13 protein-coding genes are annotated in these 15,191 nt (G+C 63.6%); 8 read left to right on the top strand and 5 right to left on the bottom strand.

What is annotated here, in order from left to right:
- Window positions 1–3: 3 nt before the first annotated feature.
- From KYT97_RS22985 to KYT97_RS22975, 3 genes are all read right to left on the bottom strand, one after another.
- Window positions 4–1,155 carry an acyl-CoA dehydrogenase family protein gene (locus tag KYT97_RS22985; protein ID WP_219110725.1) on the bottom strand — a complete coding sequence of 384 codons (1,152 nt, stop codon included), beginning with the start codon at window positions 1,153–1,155 and terminating at the stop codon, window positions 4–6.
- Entirely contained in the window at window positions 1,140–2,192 is a 1,053-nt protein-coding gene (locus KYT97_RS22980) for an acyl-CoA dehydrogenase family protein (RefSeq protein ID WP_033232534.1), read from the bottom strand. The genes KYT97_RS22985 and KYT97_RS22980 overlap by 16 nt, the downstream gene beginning before the upstream one ends.
- Window positions 2,193–2,265: 73 nt before the next feature.
- Window positions 2,266–4,413: an acyl-CoA dehydrogenase family protein gene (locus tag KYT97_RS22975; RefSeq protein WP_116104121.1), complete on the bottom strand. Its 2,148-nt coding sequence runs from the start codon at window positions 4,411–4,413 to the stop codon at window positions 2,266–2,268.
- Between the two features lie 94 nt (window positions 4,414–4,507).
- Between KYT97_RS22975 and kstR the strand changes: the two genes are divergently transcribed.
- The gene (gene kstR, locus KYT97_RS22970; protein ID WP_033232537.1) at window positions 4,508–5,146 is read left to right on the top strand and encodes a cholesterol catabolism transcriptional regulator KstR; all 639 of its coding nucleotides are present in this window, start codon (window positions 4,508–4,510) and stop codon (window positions 5,144–5,146) included.
- An 87-nt stretch (window positions 5,147–5,233) separates the two neighbouring features.
- Window positions 5,234–7,795 carry a trehalose-phosphatase gene (otsB, locus tag KYT97_RS22965; RefSeq protein ID WP_045068411.1) on the top strand — a complete coding sequence of 854 codons (2,562 nt, stop codon included), beginning with the start codon at window positions 5,234–5,236 and terminating at the stop codon, window positions 7,793–7,795.
- Here otsB and KYT97_RS22960 read toward each other — a convergent pair.
- The gene (locus KYT97_RS22960; protein WP_033232541.1) at window positions 7,780–8,868 is read right to left on the bottom strand and encodes a LacI family DNA-binding transcriptional regulator; all 1,089 of its coding nucleotides are present in this window, start codon (window positions 8,866–8,868) and stop codon (window positions 7,780–7,782) included. The genes otsB and KYT97_RS22960 overlap by 16 nt on opposite strands.
- A gap of 138 nt (window positions 8,869–9,006) precedes the next feature.
- Here KYT97_RS22960 and KYT97_RS22955 point away from each other — a divergent pair, with 138 nt between their 5' ends.
- The 6 genes from KYT97_RS22955 to KYT97_RS22930 all read left to right on the top strand — a co-directional run bounded on the left by KYT97_RS22955 (window position 9,007) and on the right by KYT97_RS22930 (window position 14,158).
- Entirely contained in the window at window positions 9,007–9,954 is a 948-nt protein-coding gene (locus KYT97_RS22955; RefSeq protein WP_116104123.1) for a metal ABC transporter solute-binding protein, Zn/Mn family, read from the top strand.
- Between the two features lie 38 nt (window positions 9,955–9,992).
- On the top strand, window positions 9,993–10,877 hold the full coding sequence (locus KYT97_RS22950; protein WP_116104124.1) for a metal ABC transporter ATP-binding protein: 885 nt from the start codon (window positions 9,993–9,995) through the stop codon (window positions 10,875–10,877).
- Entirely contained in the window at window positions 10,874–11,755 is an 882-nt protein-coding gene (locus KYT97_RS22945) for a metal ABC transporter permease (protein WP_219110724.1), read from the top strand. Before KYT97_RS22950 ends, KYT97_RS22945 begins: the two co-directional genes overlap by 4 nt.
- A complete protein-coding gene (locus tag KYT97_RS22940; protein ID WP_116104126.1) occupies window positions 11,752–12,513 on the top strand; it encodes a LamB/YcsF family protein in 762 nt (253 codons plus the stop codon). The genes KYT97_RS22945 and KYT97_RS22940 overlap by 4 nt, the downstream gene beginning before the upstream one ends.
- Before the next feature lie 39 nt (window positions 12,514–12,552).
- Window positions 12,553–13,413, top strand: a complete 861-nt coding sequence (locus KYT97_RS22935; protein WP_116104127.1) for a 5-oxoprolinase subunit C family protein — start codon at window positions 12,553–12,555, stop codon at window positions 13,411–13,413.
- 73 nt (window positions 13,414–13,486) lie between these two features.
- The gene (locus KYT97_RS22930; protein ID WP_095888173.1) at window positions 13,487–14,158 is read left to right on the top strand and encodes an LpqN/LpqT family lipoprotein; all 672 of its coding nucleotides are present in this window, start codon (window positions 13,487–13,489) and stop codon (window positions 14,156–14,158) included.
- A gap of 59 nt (window positions 14,159–14,217) precedes the next feature.
- Here KYT97_RS22930 and rlmB read toward each other — a convergent pair whose 3' ends face one another.
- Window positions 14,218–15,189 (bottom strand): 23S rRNA (guanosine(2251)-2'-O)-methyltransferase RlmB, encoded by a 972-nt coding sequence (rlmB, locus tag KYT97_RS22925; RefSeq protein ID WP_033232555.1) that lies wholly within the window; start codon window positions 15,187–15,189, stop codon window positions 14,218–14,220.
- Window positions 15,190–15,191: the final 2 nt, after the last annotated feature.

Below are 15,191 nucleotides of genomic sequence, written 5' to 3'. Positions count from 1 at the left end.
TTCCTATCTCGGAACTCTTGGCAGCTTCAAGCCTGCGGTCGCGATCAGTTCACGCATCACCTCGTTGACCCCGCCGCCGAAGGTAATCACCAGATTGCGCTTGATCTGCATGTCCAACCACTCCATGAGATCAGCGGTCTCCGGATCGAGAGGGTTGCCGTATCGACCGACAATTTCCTCGGCCAGTCGGCCGACTCGCTGAATACGCTCGGTGGCGAATACTTTGGTCGCGGAGGCGTCGGCAACATCAACCGAGTCCGAATCACTCGATGCCACCTGCCAATTGAGGAGTTCGTTCAGTCGATAGGTTGCGTGGATCTCCCCCAGCGTGCGTCGCACGTCGGTGTGATCGAGAAGATTCTCGCGGCGAGCCCAGTCGAAGACATGATCGTAGATGCCACCGACGCGGCCTGCTGGTCCGAGCATGACTCTCTCGTGATTGAGCTGGGTGGTAATGAGGCGCCAGCCCTGATTCTCCTCGCCCACAAGCATGTTCACCGGAACGCGAACGTCCTCGTAGTAGGTGGCATTGACGTGGTGGGCGCCGTCGCAGGTGATGATCGGCGTCCAGGTGTACCCAGGATCCTTCGTGTCCATGATCAGGATCGAGATGCCCCGGTGCCGCGAGTCTACTGCTCCCGTTCGCACAGCCAGCCACACATAGTCCGCATCATGTCCACCGGTGGTGAAGATTTTCTGACCGTTGACTATGTACTCGTCACCCGCGCGGACGGCACCGGTACGCAAAGCCGCAAGGTCGGTTCCGGCCTCAGGTTCGGTGTATCCGATGGCAAAATGCACTTCGCCGGCCAGGATGGCGGGAAGAAACTTCTGCTTCTGCTCCTCGCTACCGTACTTCTGCAACGTCGGTCCGACCGTCTGCAACGTAACCGACGGCAGTGGAACATCTGCTCGCACAGCCTCGTTGACAAAGATCTGCTGCTCCACCTCGCCGAAGCCTCGCCCGCCGTATTCGACCGGCCAGCCGACACCGAGCCACCCGTCCTTGCCCATTCGGCGGATCACGTCGCGGTAGGTGGGTCCGTGCCGTTCGGTACGCATGATCTTCGCCTCGTCGGGCGAGATCAGAGTCGAGAAGTAGCGACGAAGTTCAGCCTGCAACGCGCGCTGACTGTCGGTCAGATCGATGAACACCGGGCCCCCACGAGGTCGAGTCGATGCGAAGCGCCACCGAGCAGGCGCGCCAAGTCTTTTGCTGCCCCGTAATAGCGATGAAGCGGATAGGTGACATCCACTCCCAAACCGCCGTGCAGATGATGGAGAACCTGCATGGTCGCAGGAACTTCCTGAGCTATCCAGTACGCCATCACATCCAGATCGGACTGCGCATCAAGCCCTTCCGACACGCGCCACGATGCCGACAGCGACACAACGTGCAGTGTCCGGGACGTGACGTAGGCGTCGGCGATCTGTTGTGCGACGGCCTGGAAGGTCGCGAGCGGCTTACCGAATTGCTCGCGGGATCCGATGTGGGCAGCAGTGAGATCCACGGCTCCGGAAACCAATCCGTCGACCACAGCTCCGATGCTCGCCAACGCAATGCGATAGAGCGTCTGCACGGCTTCCGTACCGGCGCCCAGCAGCTCACCCGTGGCGTCGTCGAGAACAATCGCAAACTCGGGGCTGCCGGACGAACTCGGCGTCGGCGTAAGCGTCACACCTGCCGAGTTCGGGTCGATCAACACAACACCGACGTCTGTCGGAACCAATACGCGGTGCGCACTCGCAGCGAAGGGGACCGCGAGCACAGTCCCGTTGACGCGGTACCGATCACCGGTCTTCTCACCGGTCTTCCTTGCCGTAACAGCCGGCTGCTCGGGAAACTGGCGGCCCGGCTCAGCCAAGGCAGCCGTGAACACCCGTCCCGCGGCAACACCGGCCAGAAGTTCATCCTGCTGCGCGTCGCTGCCGAGCGCGACTATGGGCAGCACCCCGAATCCGAGTGTGGCCAGCGCTGGAATCGGCGCTGCAGCTCGGCCGACTTCGGTGAGCAAGGCGCCCACGTCGGTGACGGACAGACCCTCCCCTCCGAGTCGCTCCGGTAGCGCCAACGTGAGCAGATCCGCCTCGGCGAAGGCCGCCCACAAGGCATCCGGCTGTAGTTCGCGCGCCAGGAGTGCGGTAGCCACCTCGGCTACCGCATCCTGGGTTTCATCTCTGGTGAAGTCCACGCTGGCAAATTCCCGTCGTCGATATAGAACGTGTTCTAGTTGTATCACCAACGGGACCAAATTTGTAGACCTACTACTCCCGCGGTAGCCCCAGAATTCGCTCGGCCGCGACGGTCAGCAGGATCTGCGTCGTACCGCCGGCGATGGACAGGCAACGCGTATTGAGGAACTCCCGGGACAACGGCCCCTCGACCCAACCAGCCGGACCGCCCAACTCCATCGCGAATTCCGCGACGGTCTGACGCTGCCGAACACCGACCAGTTTGCGGACGCTCGACGCCGGTCCTGGATCCTGGCCATCCAACTGCCGCAATGTGGTTCGCAACTCCAAAAGCGATCCCACCATCGCGGTGCCGATCAAACCGCCCAGCTTGTCCGCGACCACGGGATCCGGACTTCCTGCCAGAACAAGCAATTCCTCCATCGCACCACCAAGTGACGAGCCACCGCTCATCGCGACCCGCTCGTTGGCGAGTGTGGTTCTGGCCAGTTTCCAACCACCACCGAGCTCTCCGACGACACAGTTGTCCGGGACGAAAACGTCGTCGAGGAACACCTCGTTGAACAGCGAATCGCCTGTGATTTCCCGCAGCGGCGAAATCCTGATCCCCGGTGTTCTCATATCGAGCAGAAAGTACGTGATGCCCTTGTGCTTGGGTACACCACGATCGGTACGCGCCAGACAGATCGCCCAATCAGCCTCACGCGCAAGCGAAGTCCACACCTTCTGCCCGTTGAGCTTCCATCCACCGTCTACCTTCTCGGCAGTGGTGCGCAGCGCGGCGAGGTCGGATCCAGCTCCCGGCTCGCTGAACAACTGACACCACGTGATGTCCCCCTTCAAGGTGGGGACGGCAAACCGTTCGATCTGTTCGACACTGCCGTGCTCGAGAATGGTTGGCACGGCCCACCATCCGATGACCAGGTCAGGTCGGCCGACGCCTGCCGCGGCCAACTCTTCCTCGATCAAAATCTGCTGAGCTGCCTTCGCCCCTTTGCCGTACGGCACCGGCCAATGCGGCGCGAGGTAACCCGATTCAGCCAAGGCAGTGCGCTGCTCGGACTCCGGCAGAGCGACCAGTTGTGCTACTTCACTGCGAATTTCGGCGCGATCGGACTCCAACGCACTGAGATCGATCTGCAGGTGACGACGCGATCCCGCGAGCGTCAACTCCGCCACCCTGGCGCGCCAACGAGACGAGCCGCCCATCATCTGGCGCAGCGACACGGCGCGACGAAGGTAGAAATGCGCCTCGTGCTCCCAGGTGAACCCGATGCCGCCGAGCACTTGGATGCAATCCTTGGCCGTGTCGACTGCCGCATCCAGGGACACCGCGGCGGCTACTGCTGCGGCGATCGGAAGTTCGTCACCCGACTCTGCCGCCACGGCAGCGTCCCAGGCGACTGCACCGACGTTTTCAACCCGGCACAGCATCTCGGCACACAGATGCTTGATCGCTTGAAAGGAACCGATCGGTTTGCCGAACTGCTCACGAATCTTTGCGTACTCCACCGCAGTCCGCAGGCTCCACGCGGCAATTCCGGCAGCCTCTGCCGACGCGAGCGTCGCAGCGAGATCAGCCACCGATCCCGTCGCTATGTCGCCGATGATCCGATCAGCATCCACGACCACACGATCAAAGGAGACCTTCGCCAACGGACGGGACTTGTCGATCGTGTCGAGCGCGTCATACGTGACTCCACTCGATTCACCGTCGACGAGCACCCACACGACGTCATTGCCGTTGTCGGCGGAAACCAGTACTGACACGCCGGCATCTGCGCCCCACGCGAAACCTCCGTCACCGTGAAGTTCGAGCCCTCCGGATTCGGTAGCCGTTGCAGCAACTGGTCTTTCGTCCAATACGACGGCGCAGGGAATCGCACCGTCTGCAAGCGCCTCGGACCAGCGCTTTGCCGCGGGAGTTGCACTGCGCCCGACCACCAACGCGGCCAGTGCCGTAGTGAGAACAGGACCCGGAACGAGTTCAATCGCAGCCTGCTCGATCATCGCCGCCAGATCGACGATCTCAGCTCCTGAGCCGCCCACCGACTCGGGCACAGCAACGGAAAAAAGCCCCAACGAGGCAAAATCCGGCCAACCCTGGCGCCACGAATTCGCTGGTCCACGGCGTACCATGTCCATCGGCGCTGCTGATCGCGCCCACGCCTCGATCGACTCCTGGACTGCCCGTTGTTCATCGGTCGTGGCGATAGTCACAACTGGTTCCCACCTCTCCATTAGTGACACAATTGTTTAGAACGTGTTCTAATATGACACCTGGCCATGAGTCAAGGCGCGAAGGAATTTGTCGATGACCGCAACATCTCGATCCCGCTCCACTGCCGTCGCATCCGCGACGCTCGGAGAGGACGATCTCAGCTCCAACGCGCAACGCGAACGTCGCAAGCGGATTCTCGATGCCACATTGACATTGGCATCCAAGGGCGGATACGAAGCCGTTCAGATGCGCGCGGTGGCCGAGCGTGCGGATGTTGCCGTCGGAACGCTCTACCGATATTTTCCGTCGAAGGTGCACCTCCTGGTTTCCGCTCTGGCGCGTGAGTTCGAGAAGATCGACTCCAGAGGCAAGATTCCGCCCGGAACAAGCCCGCTCGAGCGCATGCAGCTGATCCTGAGTTTGATCACCCGAGCAATGCAACGCGATCCACTGCTCACCGAAGCAATGACCCGCGCATTCATGTTCGCCGACGCGTCTGCTGCTGCCGAGGTCGATCACGTGGGCCAACTGATGGACCGATTGTTTGCACGCGCGATGACCGAAGAGGAACCGAACGACGAACAGTTGGCTATCGCCCGCGTGATCTCCGATGTGTGGCTGTCCAACCTCGTGGCTTGGCTCACACGCCGATCATCGGCCACCGACGTCGCCAATCGACTCGAATTGACCGTTGAACTGTTGCTCGGCGACGGATCCCGCAGACCCGCATAGGGATAATCCGGATCGATAATCGGTTCTGGGCACCTGCCGAGCCGACGTACCGAGCCAGGACGCTCGCAATCACCTAGATTTGAAGAGGTGAGCGCACAGGATCTCCCCATCGAACTCCGTCGAGCCCTCTCAGCCGTGGCGCAGACGCCACGGTTGCTGGTTGCCTCCGATTACGACGGGACCATGGCGCCCATCGTCGCGGATCCGGAGAAGGCGTATCCACGCGCGGAATCGGTCCGCGCCCTTCGCTCGCTCGCCAGCCTGGCTTCCACGACAGCGGCCGTCATCTCGGGACGTGCCCTCAAAGACCTCGCCGCGCTCTCCCGACTCCCCGCCGAAGTACAGCTGGTCGGTAGTCACGGCTCCGAATTCGACATCGGATTTGTTCACGCCATCGACGCCGACGCCAAGAAACTGCTCGGCGAGATCAGCACCGAACTGACCCGGATCGCGTCCCGCACTCCCGGCGCGACCGTCGAGAAGAAACCTGCCAGCATCGCTCTACACGTTCGAAACTCCCCCGAAGACGACGCCGAAAAAGCCCTGATCGCGGTGCGAACGGAATCCGCGCTCTGGCCGGGAGTGCAGGTCACGGAAGGCAAGTCCGTCGTAGAACTGGCTGTCATCGCCACCGACAAAGGCCAAGCGCTTGATCTCATCCGGCACCAGGACGGCGCAACCGCCGCCGTGTTCATCGGCGACGACGTCACCGATGAAAAGGCGTTCGCCAGGCTGTCCGGCCCGGACATCGGCGTCAAGGTCGGCCCGGGCGACACCATGGCCGCCTTCCGCGTCGACAGCACCGAGGACGTCGCGGCCGCGTTGGCATTTCTGCTCGAAGAGCGCCGCACGTGGCTTTCGGGTGCGGACGCGCCGCCCATCGAGCGGCTGTCCATGCTTGCCAGCCCCCGCACTGTTGCGTTGGTTACGCCCGACGCCACCCTGACCTGGTTGTGTCACCCCGAACCCGACTCTGCAGCGGTATTCGCCCACCTGCTCGGCGGGACAGCAGCCGGGCACTTCAGCGTCGGGCCACGGCGGACTGCGCTGCCGCTGAGCCAGAAGTACCTCGACGGCACCATGACCGTTCAAACTCGGTGGGCCAGCCTGTCTGTCACCGACTATCTCCCCCACGACGTGCAACAGGGCCGAACCGACTTCACCCGCATCATCTCCGGTAGAGCCGACGCCGTGGTCTCGTTTGCACCGCGCCCGGAGTTCGGCCAAGCTCAAGTCACCCTCGAGATCGTGGAGGACGGCATCCGCGTCCTGGGCACCAACGAGCCGTACGTGCTGCGATCCCCCGGTGTGCAGTGGAATATTGCCACCGACGGCAATCAACAGACCGCCCATGCAATCGTCACGCCGTCAGCCGGCGATATCGTTCTCGAACTGCGCTGCGGCACAACAGATATGGACCCGTCACCGGCGCCCGAAGCGGATCGCCGCGCCAGGTCGGAAAGTTACTGGTCCGATTGGGCTAAAACCCTCGAGCTGCCGAAACTCAAGCCGGACTTGATGAAACGCTCCGCTCTCACACTGCGTGGACTCGTCCACGCCGACTCAGGCTCCATCATGGCTGCGGCGACCACGTCACTGCCTGAAGAGATCGGCGGCGTCCGAAACTGGGACTACCGCTACTGCTGGTTGCGTGACGCCGCGCTCACCGCAACAGCTCTCGTGAGTGTCGGGTCGACGCACGAAGCCGAGGAGTACCTCGACTGGGTCCACCGTGTCCTCGAAACATTGCCGGGCCCCGAGCGTCTACACCCGCTGTACACGCTGAACGGCACGTCACTGCCGCCTGAGGCCGTCATCGACTCCCTGCCCGGGTACGCCGGCTCCCGCCCGGTGCGGGTTGGCAACGCTGCCAATCAGCAAGTCCAACTCGACGTCTTCGGCCCCATCGTCGAACTGATCGTCCACCTTGCCGATGCCCGCGAAAAGGCCGGAGCTGCCGAGCCTTTGAGCGATCGCGACTGGGAACTGGTAGGCGCAATGGTCGAAGCCGTGCAACGACGGTGGTTCGAACCTGATCACGGCATCTGGGAGATCCGCGACAACCCGCGCCATCACGTCTACTCCAAGGTGATGGGGTGGGTGACCGTCGACCGCGCAGTGAAACTGGCCGACCGCTTCGGCCGAACGGCACTGCCCGAGTGGGCCGAATTGCGCGATCAGATTGCCGACGAGGTGCGCCACAAGGGATGGAAGGACGACGTCCAGTCGTACACCGCCGCATACGACGGCGTAGATCTCGACGCCGCAACCCTGCACATCGGACTGTCCGGGCTGATCGATCCGGAGGACCCGCGATTTGCCGCGACGGTAGTCGCCACCGAAGCCGAATTGCGTAGCGGTTCAACGGTGTACCGCTATCACCACGACGATGGCCTGCCCGGCATCGAGGGTGGATTCCACCTCTGCGCGGCCTGGTTGGTCGAGGCGTACCTGCTGATCGGACAACGCCTGCAAGCAGAGGCGCTGTTCGACCAACTGGTCGCAGCAGCAGGTCCTACCGGTCTTCTCGCGGAAGAGTACGACCCGGTCGCAGAACGGTCACTTGGCAACCATCCCCAGGCTTACAGCCATCTCGGCCTACTACGCTGCGCTCAGCTCTTGGACTTACCCGCTCAGATCTTGGCCTGACCCGACGTACGGCCGACCAGTAGTTCCGTCTCGAGCATCTCGATGATCGGCACACCGGAACCGGACGGTGACATCAGCAGTGCACCGGCGCGCCGGCCCTTCTCCTCCTGAGGCTGGCGCACGGTGGTCAGCGATTCACGAAGCGCCTCGCCCACGCCGTCGAATCCGGTGATCGACAATTGACCGGGCACGTCGATGCCCTGCCAGCGTGCCCAGTCCAAAGCGCCGAGGGCAAGTACGTCGGTGGTGCAGATCAGTGCCGTGATCTTCGGATTGGTCGCGAGCGCCTCCGCTGCCGCGGAGTGCCCGGACTGCGTGGTGTGGACGTACCGCTCGATCACAGTCAGAGAAAACGGATCAATCTGCGCCGTCGACATCGCGTCGCGCACTCCCTCGATCCGCTCACGCTGAACGTGGAAATGCGGCGACTTCAGGCGCTCCTGACTGACAACACCATCCATCCGGTCTCGCCCCAGCCGCATGCAAAGCACACCGATCTCGGTGTGGCCCAGACCGATGAGGTAATCGGCAACCTTGCGCATGGCAGCGCGGTCATCGATGCCCACGAGAGACGCTCCGGGAATCTCGCGCGGCTGATCGCACACCACGATCGGGATGTGACGTTCGAGGACGGCGGCAAGATACGGGTCGTCGTCGGCAACCGAATAGACGACAAAACCGTCGACGCCGGCTTGCTGCACGACCGCGGCGGCATCCACGTCGTCTCGCCCTGGTCCGGCAGGAATCAGGAGCAACCCCTGCCCAGCTTCCTCGCAGGATTCCGAGAGGCCTGCCAGGAAGCTCATGGCAGCCGGGTCACGGAAGCTGTAACTGAGCGCTTCGGTGAGGAGAAGTCCTACGGCACCGGCTTTGCGGGTACGTAGGGAACGGGCGACCGGATCGGGTCCGGGATATCCGCGTCGCTTGGCCGCTTGGAGCACTCGATCCCGAAGCTCGACGGAGAGCTGATCGGGTCGGTTGTACGCGTTCGAGACTGTTGTTCTCGACACATTGAGCTCGGCGGCGAGCGACGCCAAAGTGGCTTGACGGCGTGGCTGACGGGACCGGGGCATAGACGGACGTTATCGGTACCCGTCAAAGTCGGCACGACGGGGCTGAACCGAACATGACCTACCAGCGACTATGCGCTAATGTGTAACGGTAACGGTTTCCAATAGCATTTAGCCCACCCTTCGTTCAGGAGAAAATTCGTGCGCTCGTCGTCCAAAATCCGCATCGCCGCCCTCGCCACCATCTCGGTCGCAGCGGCCATGGCACTGACGGCCTGCGGCTCCGAAAAGACCGGGGACGATGGCATCTCCGTCGTCGCCTCCACAAACGTGTGGGGCAACGTTGCGCAGGCCGTCGCAGGTGACGTTCTCACCGTCACCTCCATCATCGACGAGCCGTCCGCGGATCCGCATTCCTTCGAAGCCACCCCGGCTCAGGCTGCCAAGATCACCGACGCATCGCTTGTCGTCTACAACGGTGGTGGCTACGACCAATTTGTCACCGACATCCTCGACGCAGGCAAGGGCGACCAGAAGACCGTCAACGCGTACGACCTGCTCGACGGTGGAATCCACGCAGGCGAGACCTCGGGAGAATCGCACGACGGTCACACGCACGGTGCCGTCAACGAGCACGTCTGGTTCGACATCCCCACCGTCGACGCAGTGGCCCACTCCGTCGCCGACCAACTCAGTGCCCTCGACCCCGACAATGCGTCGACGTACGAGGCAAACGCGCAGGCATACAGCCAGAAACTGGCCGGCGTCACCGCTGTCACCGATTCGATTGCCGCTGCCCACGGCGGCGAGTCGGTCGCGCAGACCGAACCCATCGCGCACTACCTGTTGGTTGCCGCCGAACTGAAGGACGCAACCCCCGAGGAATTCACCAGCGCAATCGAAGACGGCAACGATCCGTCACCGGCCGCGATCGCCGCAACGCGCCAATTGCTGTCGGACAAGGCTGCCAGGGCCCTCGTCTACAACACTCAGACGCAGGACAAAGTGACGCAGGACATGCGCTCCACCGCCGAGAAAGCAGGCGTGCCCGTCGTCGAGGTTACGGAGACTCTCCCCGAAGGCCTGGACTACATTCAGTGGCAGACGCAGACCGCGGAGTCGCTAGCCAACGCCCTCTCTGCCCAGTAATTTTTTCCCACTCAATTCCGAGAAGAACCGATCGGCTTGTGACAGAAACCTCCGCGAATACAACGGCGCCGGCAACAAACTCCGTGCCAGCAGTCGCCCTGAAGGACGCCCGATTGTCCTTCGGCGCCCGCACCCTCTGGGACGGCCTCGACCTCGAGGTTCAGCCCGGCGAGTTCATCGCCGTGCTCGGCCCTAACGGCTCCGGCAAGACCTCACTTCTGAAGATTCTGCTGGGGCAGCTACAACTCAGCGGCGGCAGCGCAGAAATCGCCGGAACCCCGGCCCGCGCCGGAAACTCGCACGTCGGGTACATCCCGCAGCAGAAATCCATCGACGACGGACTTCCGCTGCGCGGGCGCGACCTTGTCGGTCTCGGGGTCGACGGACATCAGTGGGGCACCGGCCTGCTTCGGCGGGGGCGTCGGCGCGCGATTGTCGACAACGCCATCGCGCAGGTCAGCGCCGAAGCGTTCGCGGACGCCCCCATCGGATCCATGTCCGGCGGTGAGCAACAGCGATTGCGTATTGCGCAGGCACTGGTCGGCGATCCGAAGATCCTGCTGTGCGACGAACCGCTGCTCAGCCTCGACCTCGCCAACCAGCATCTGGTGTCCACGTTGATCGACAAGCGTCGACGCACCCACAACACGGCCGTACTGTTCGTGACCCACGAGATCAATCCGATCCTTCCGCTGGTCGATCGGGTGCTGTATCTGGTCGACGGCAAGTTCCGCATCGGAACGCCGGCCGAGGTGATGACGTCCGAGGTTCTCTCTGATCTGTACAACACCGACGTCGAGGTACTGCAGGTTCGTGGCCGCCTGGTTGTCGTCGGCACCGGCGACGCCATCGACGCTCTCGGCAGCGCGGGCGGCCTGCGTCCGGGCGAAGGCGTCCACCACAGCGATGAGGATCACGCGTGAGCAACAAATTCACCGATGCGATGTCGCGGATGTTCGACGTGTCCGCCACTGTCGACCTTCTGCAGTACGACTTCGTCCAGCAGGCATTGATTGCCGGCGCGATCCTCGGATTGTTGGCCGGCATCATCGGCCCGCTGATCGTGAGCCGGCAGATGTCGTTCTCCGTTCACGGAACCAGTGAACTGTCGCTGACCGGCGCGTCGGCCGCCCTGCTGGTCGGAGTGAGTGTCGGCGCCGGAGCAATTGTGGGTTCGGTGGTCGCGGCAGTTCTCTTCGGACTACTGGGAGCCAAAGCGCGAGACCGCGATTCGGTGATCGGCGTGATCATGGCCTTCGGGCTCGGACTGTCGGTGCTGTTCCTCTGGGCGTACGACGGCCGCACCGGAACCAGCTTCTCGTTGTTGGTCGGTCAGATCGTGGCACCTGGCAACAGCGGACTCGAACTGCTTCTTCTGTGCGCGGTTTTCGTGATCGGCACGCTGGGATTCATCTACCGCCCTTTGCTGTTCGCCAGCACCGATCCCGAAGTGGCTGCGGCACGCGGTGTTCCGGTACGCGCGCTGTCCATCGTCTTTGCGGTTCTTGTCGGCATCACGGCCGCTCTGGGTGTGCAGATCGTGGGCGCGCTGCTGGTGATGTCGTTGCTCATCACGCCCGCCGCTGCGGCCGCCTACGTCACCGCGAGCCCGCTCAAGGCCACCATCTTGTCCGTGGTCTTCGCAGAACTCGCCGCTGTCGGCGGCATCCTGCTCTCCCTCGCACCCGGAGTTCCGGTGTCCAGCTTTGTCACCACGGTGTCGTTTGTCATCTACCTGGTGTGCCGCCTCACCGGTTCTGCGCGACGCAAGAATGCCGGACGGATTCCGGCGCACGCATGACGATCCGCGTCGACCTCAACAGCGACCTCGGCGAGGGATACGGCGCCTGGACGCTCGGTGACGACAACGCCATGCTGACCGTGGTCACCAGCGCCAATATCGCGTGCGGGTTTCACGCCGGTGACCCGACCACACTGTTGGCGACCTGCCGCTCCGCTGTGGCGCAGAACGTACGGATCGGCGCGCAGGTCGGATACAACGATCTTTCGGGATTCGGCCGACGCTTCATCGACGTCTCACCCACCGATCTCGCGGCCGACGTCATTTATCAACTAGGGGCACTCGACGGACTGGCCCGTGTCGCCGGCTCCCGCGTCACGTACGTCAAACCTCACGGCGCGCTCTACAACGCGATAGTGCATCACCGTGAACAAGCGCGCGCCGTTGTCGACGCCGTTCGTAGCTACGACGCGTCCCTCCCCGTTCTCGGGCTCCCGGGTTCGGTGTTCCTGGCCGAAGCGGAAGCGGCCGGTCTGACAGTTGTGACCGAGGCCTTTGCCGACCGCGCGTACACGCCGGAGGGGACGTTGGTGCCCCGAAACCAGCCAGGGGCAGTGCTTCACAACCCTCTTGCCATTGCCGAACGCGTGCGCCGGATAGTGCTCGAGGGCGTCGTAGACGCCATTGACGGCAGCCGCGTGACGGTCCGCGCCGACTCGGTGTGCGTCCACGGTGATACCCCGGCCGCCGTCGACATGGCCACCGAAATCCGGAGACTGCTCACCGCGTCCGACGTGACGATCACGCCCTTCACCTGATTCCTGCGCCCGCACTCCTCGCTGAGGGACAATGGCTTCATGGCATGGCTCGATGTCGTTCGCCCCGGCCCGTTGACCACCGTCCAGGACCATGGACGGGTAGGTTGCGCGGCCAGCGGCGTCGGCCGCTCCGGCGCGGTTGATCTGATCTCCCACGACGCGGCAAACAGGCTGGTAGGAAACGCACCTCATGCCGCCACGCTCGAAATCACGACAGGTGGATTCGCCGCACAGGCCGTCGGGCCGCTGACCGTTGCAGTCACCGGCGCGAGGGCACCGGTGACAGTCAACGCACGTCCCGTTGCCGACTACTCGACCCTCCGACTCGATGGCGGCAACCTCCTCGAAATCGGCTACAGCACAACCGGACTGCGCACCTATCTCGCTGTCCGCGGCGGCATCGACGTCCCGGAAACTCTCGGCTCTCGCTCCACCGACACACTCGCCGAACTCGGCCCAGCGCCCGTCCGCGCGGGCGATCACCTGCTCGTCGGAGTTGGCGAAGCCGAGTGGCCGATCGAGGATTTCATCCCACCGCCGGCGCCCACCCCATGCCCCGTTCCGCTCGGCATCACCCTCGGACCGCGCGACGACTGGTTCACACCCGCCTCCGTCCACGCATTGCTGCACCACGCCTGGACCGTCACCGAAGACACCGATCGAGTCGGCGTTCGGCTACGCGGCCCCGGACCGCTGCATCGCTCACGTACGTGCGAATTGCCCAGCGAAGGCGTCGTCTCCGGCTCGGTTCAAGTGCCCCCGAACGGTCACCCCGTGATATTCCTGGCTGATCATCCCGTAACCGGCGGGTATCCGGTGATCGCAGTGGTCACCGACCCCGGAATCGCCACGCTGGCGCAAATGAGACCGGGAAGTTCGGTTACCTTCCGGGCGGCGTAGGCGGCGCTGATAGTCTCAGCCACTGCTGGCGTCGGCGCATGGCCGTCGTGAATAAGCCGAAGGAAACTGACATATGAGTATGAAGAGCAGCACAATCGCTCTGAGCGCAGCCAGTTTGATCACCGCAGCACTTGTTCTCTCGGGATGCAGCAGCTCCGACGACGGCGAGGCTGTCTCGGAGGCCACCTCGGTAGCGACCTCCGCAACTACCTCGGCCGCCGCGGCAACAACGTCGGATGACAGCATCAGCTTCAGCGGCGAACGTGTCACCCTCAACTCCGGCACCGACGCCGACGCACCGGCCATCAGCGTCAGCCTTCCGGACGGATGGTCGCAGACCCAGAAAGTCACCACCGGAAGCGTCACGGACATCCTGTCCAGCAACCAGGCCGATGCAAACGGCTTCATGCCGAACACGACATTGACGGTGGAAAGCCAGGGCACCGCAAGCCCCGACGAGGTTCTTGCCGGCGCCCAGGCGTCGCTCGGCATGCTCAACGGATGGACCGAGGTGAACAAGGTCGACCTCGACATCGACGGACAGAAGGCGATCCGCATCGCCGGAACCTGGTCGCCGCCGAACGTTGACGTTCCCCTGTTGGCGGTCATGACCGTCATCGCCTACCAGGCTGACGAATCGTCTCCCGTGTACCTGGTGAGCTTCGCGAATCAGTTCACCGATAAGGAAGACATGGCGCTCTCCGACCAGGTCGAGGAAATCAACACGTCGATCGAATTCGGCTAAGCCCCCGTGCGCGTTTCTGGTCGTTCCCACTACCGGAAACGCGCACCGGGCCGAAGGCCCTAGCTGCTACGGCGACGACGCGCGATGTCGGCCAACACAACTCCGGCAGCAACCGAAGCGTTGAGCGACTCGACCGGTCCAGCCATGGGGATGGACAGAATCGCGTCACAGTTCTCGCGGACGAGACGTGAGAGTCCCTTGCCCTCTGAACCGACCACGATCACCACTGGACCGCTGCCGTCGAAATCGTCGAGAGTGGTGTCGCCACCGGCGTCGAGGCCCACAACCTGTACACCCTTGGACGCCCAGTCCTTGAGCGTGCGAGTGAGGTTGGTGGCGCGAGCAATCGGCAGACGAGCAGCAGCACCGGCACTGGTACGCCAAGCGACGGCACTGACACTCGCGCTACGACGCTCCGGAATCACGACGCCGTGTCCACCGAAAGCCGCGACCGAGCGCACGACGGCGCCCAGGTTGCGGGGGTCGGTGATGTTGTCCAGCGCGACGAGCAACGGCGGCTCGGCGTGCTTACGCGCCTCGGACAGGAGATCGTCCGGATGTGCGTAGCGGTACGGCGGAACCTGCAGCGCGATGCCCTGGTGAAGACCGTTGGCACTCAGGCGATCCAGATCGGTGCGCGGTACTTCGAGAATGGAGATTCCGGCATCAGCGGCAAGCTGAACGGATTCCTTCAGGCGATCGTCGCTCTCGGTGCCGACGGCAACCCACAGCGCCGTCGCCGGAACGCCAGCGCGCAGGCACTCGACCACCGGGTTACGTCCGAGCACTGTCTCGGGACCGTCGAGAACCTTGCGGCCCGGACCCGGACGGCCACCACGACCCTGCTTCTCGTCGGCCCGTGCGGCGCGCGCTGCACGCTTCGCCGCGGGATGCTTGGTGCGTGCCTCGGCGGGTGGCGTAGCGCCACGCCCTTCGAGACCGCGACGGTGCTTACCGCCGGAACCGGCAACCTGGCCCTTCTTGGTGCCGCCCTTACGGACTGCGCCGCGCCTGCTCGAGTTTCCAGCCATTG

This window comes from Rhodococcus globerulus (assembly GCF_019334125.1).
GTDB classification, from domain to species: Bacteria; Actinomycetota; Actinomycetes; order Mycobacteriales; family Mycobacteriaceae; genus Rhodococcus_F; species Rhodococcus_F globerula.
Note: the sequence above shows the minus strand (reverse complement) of the source record. Positions and strands in the feature narration are given on the sequence as shown.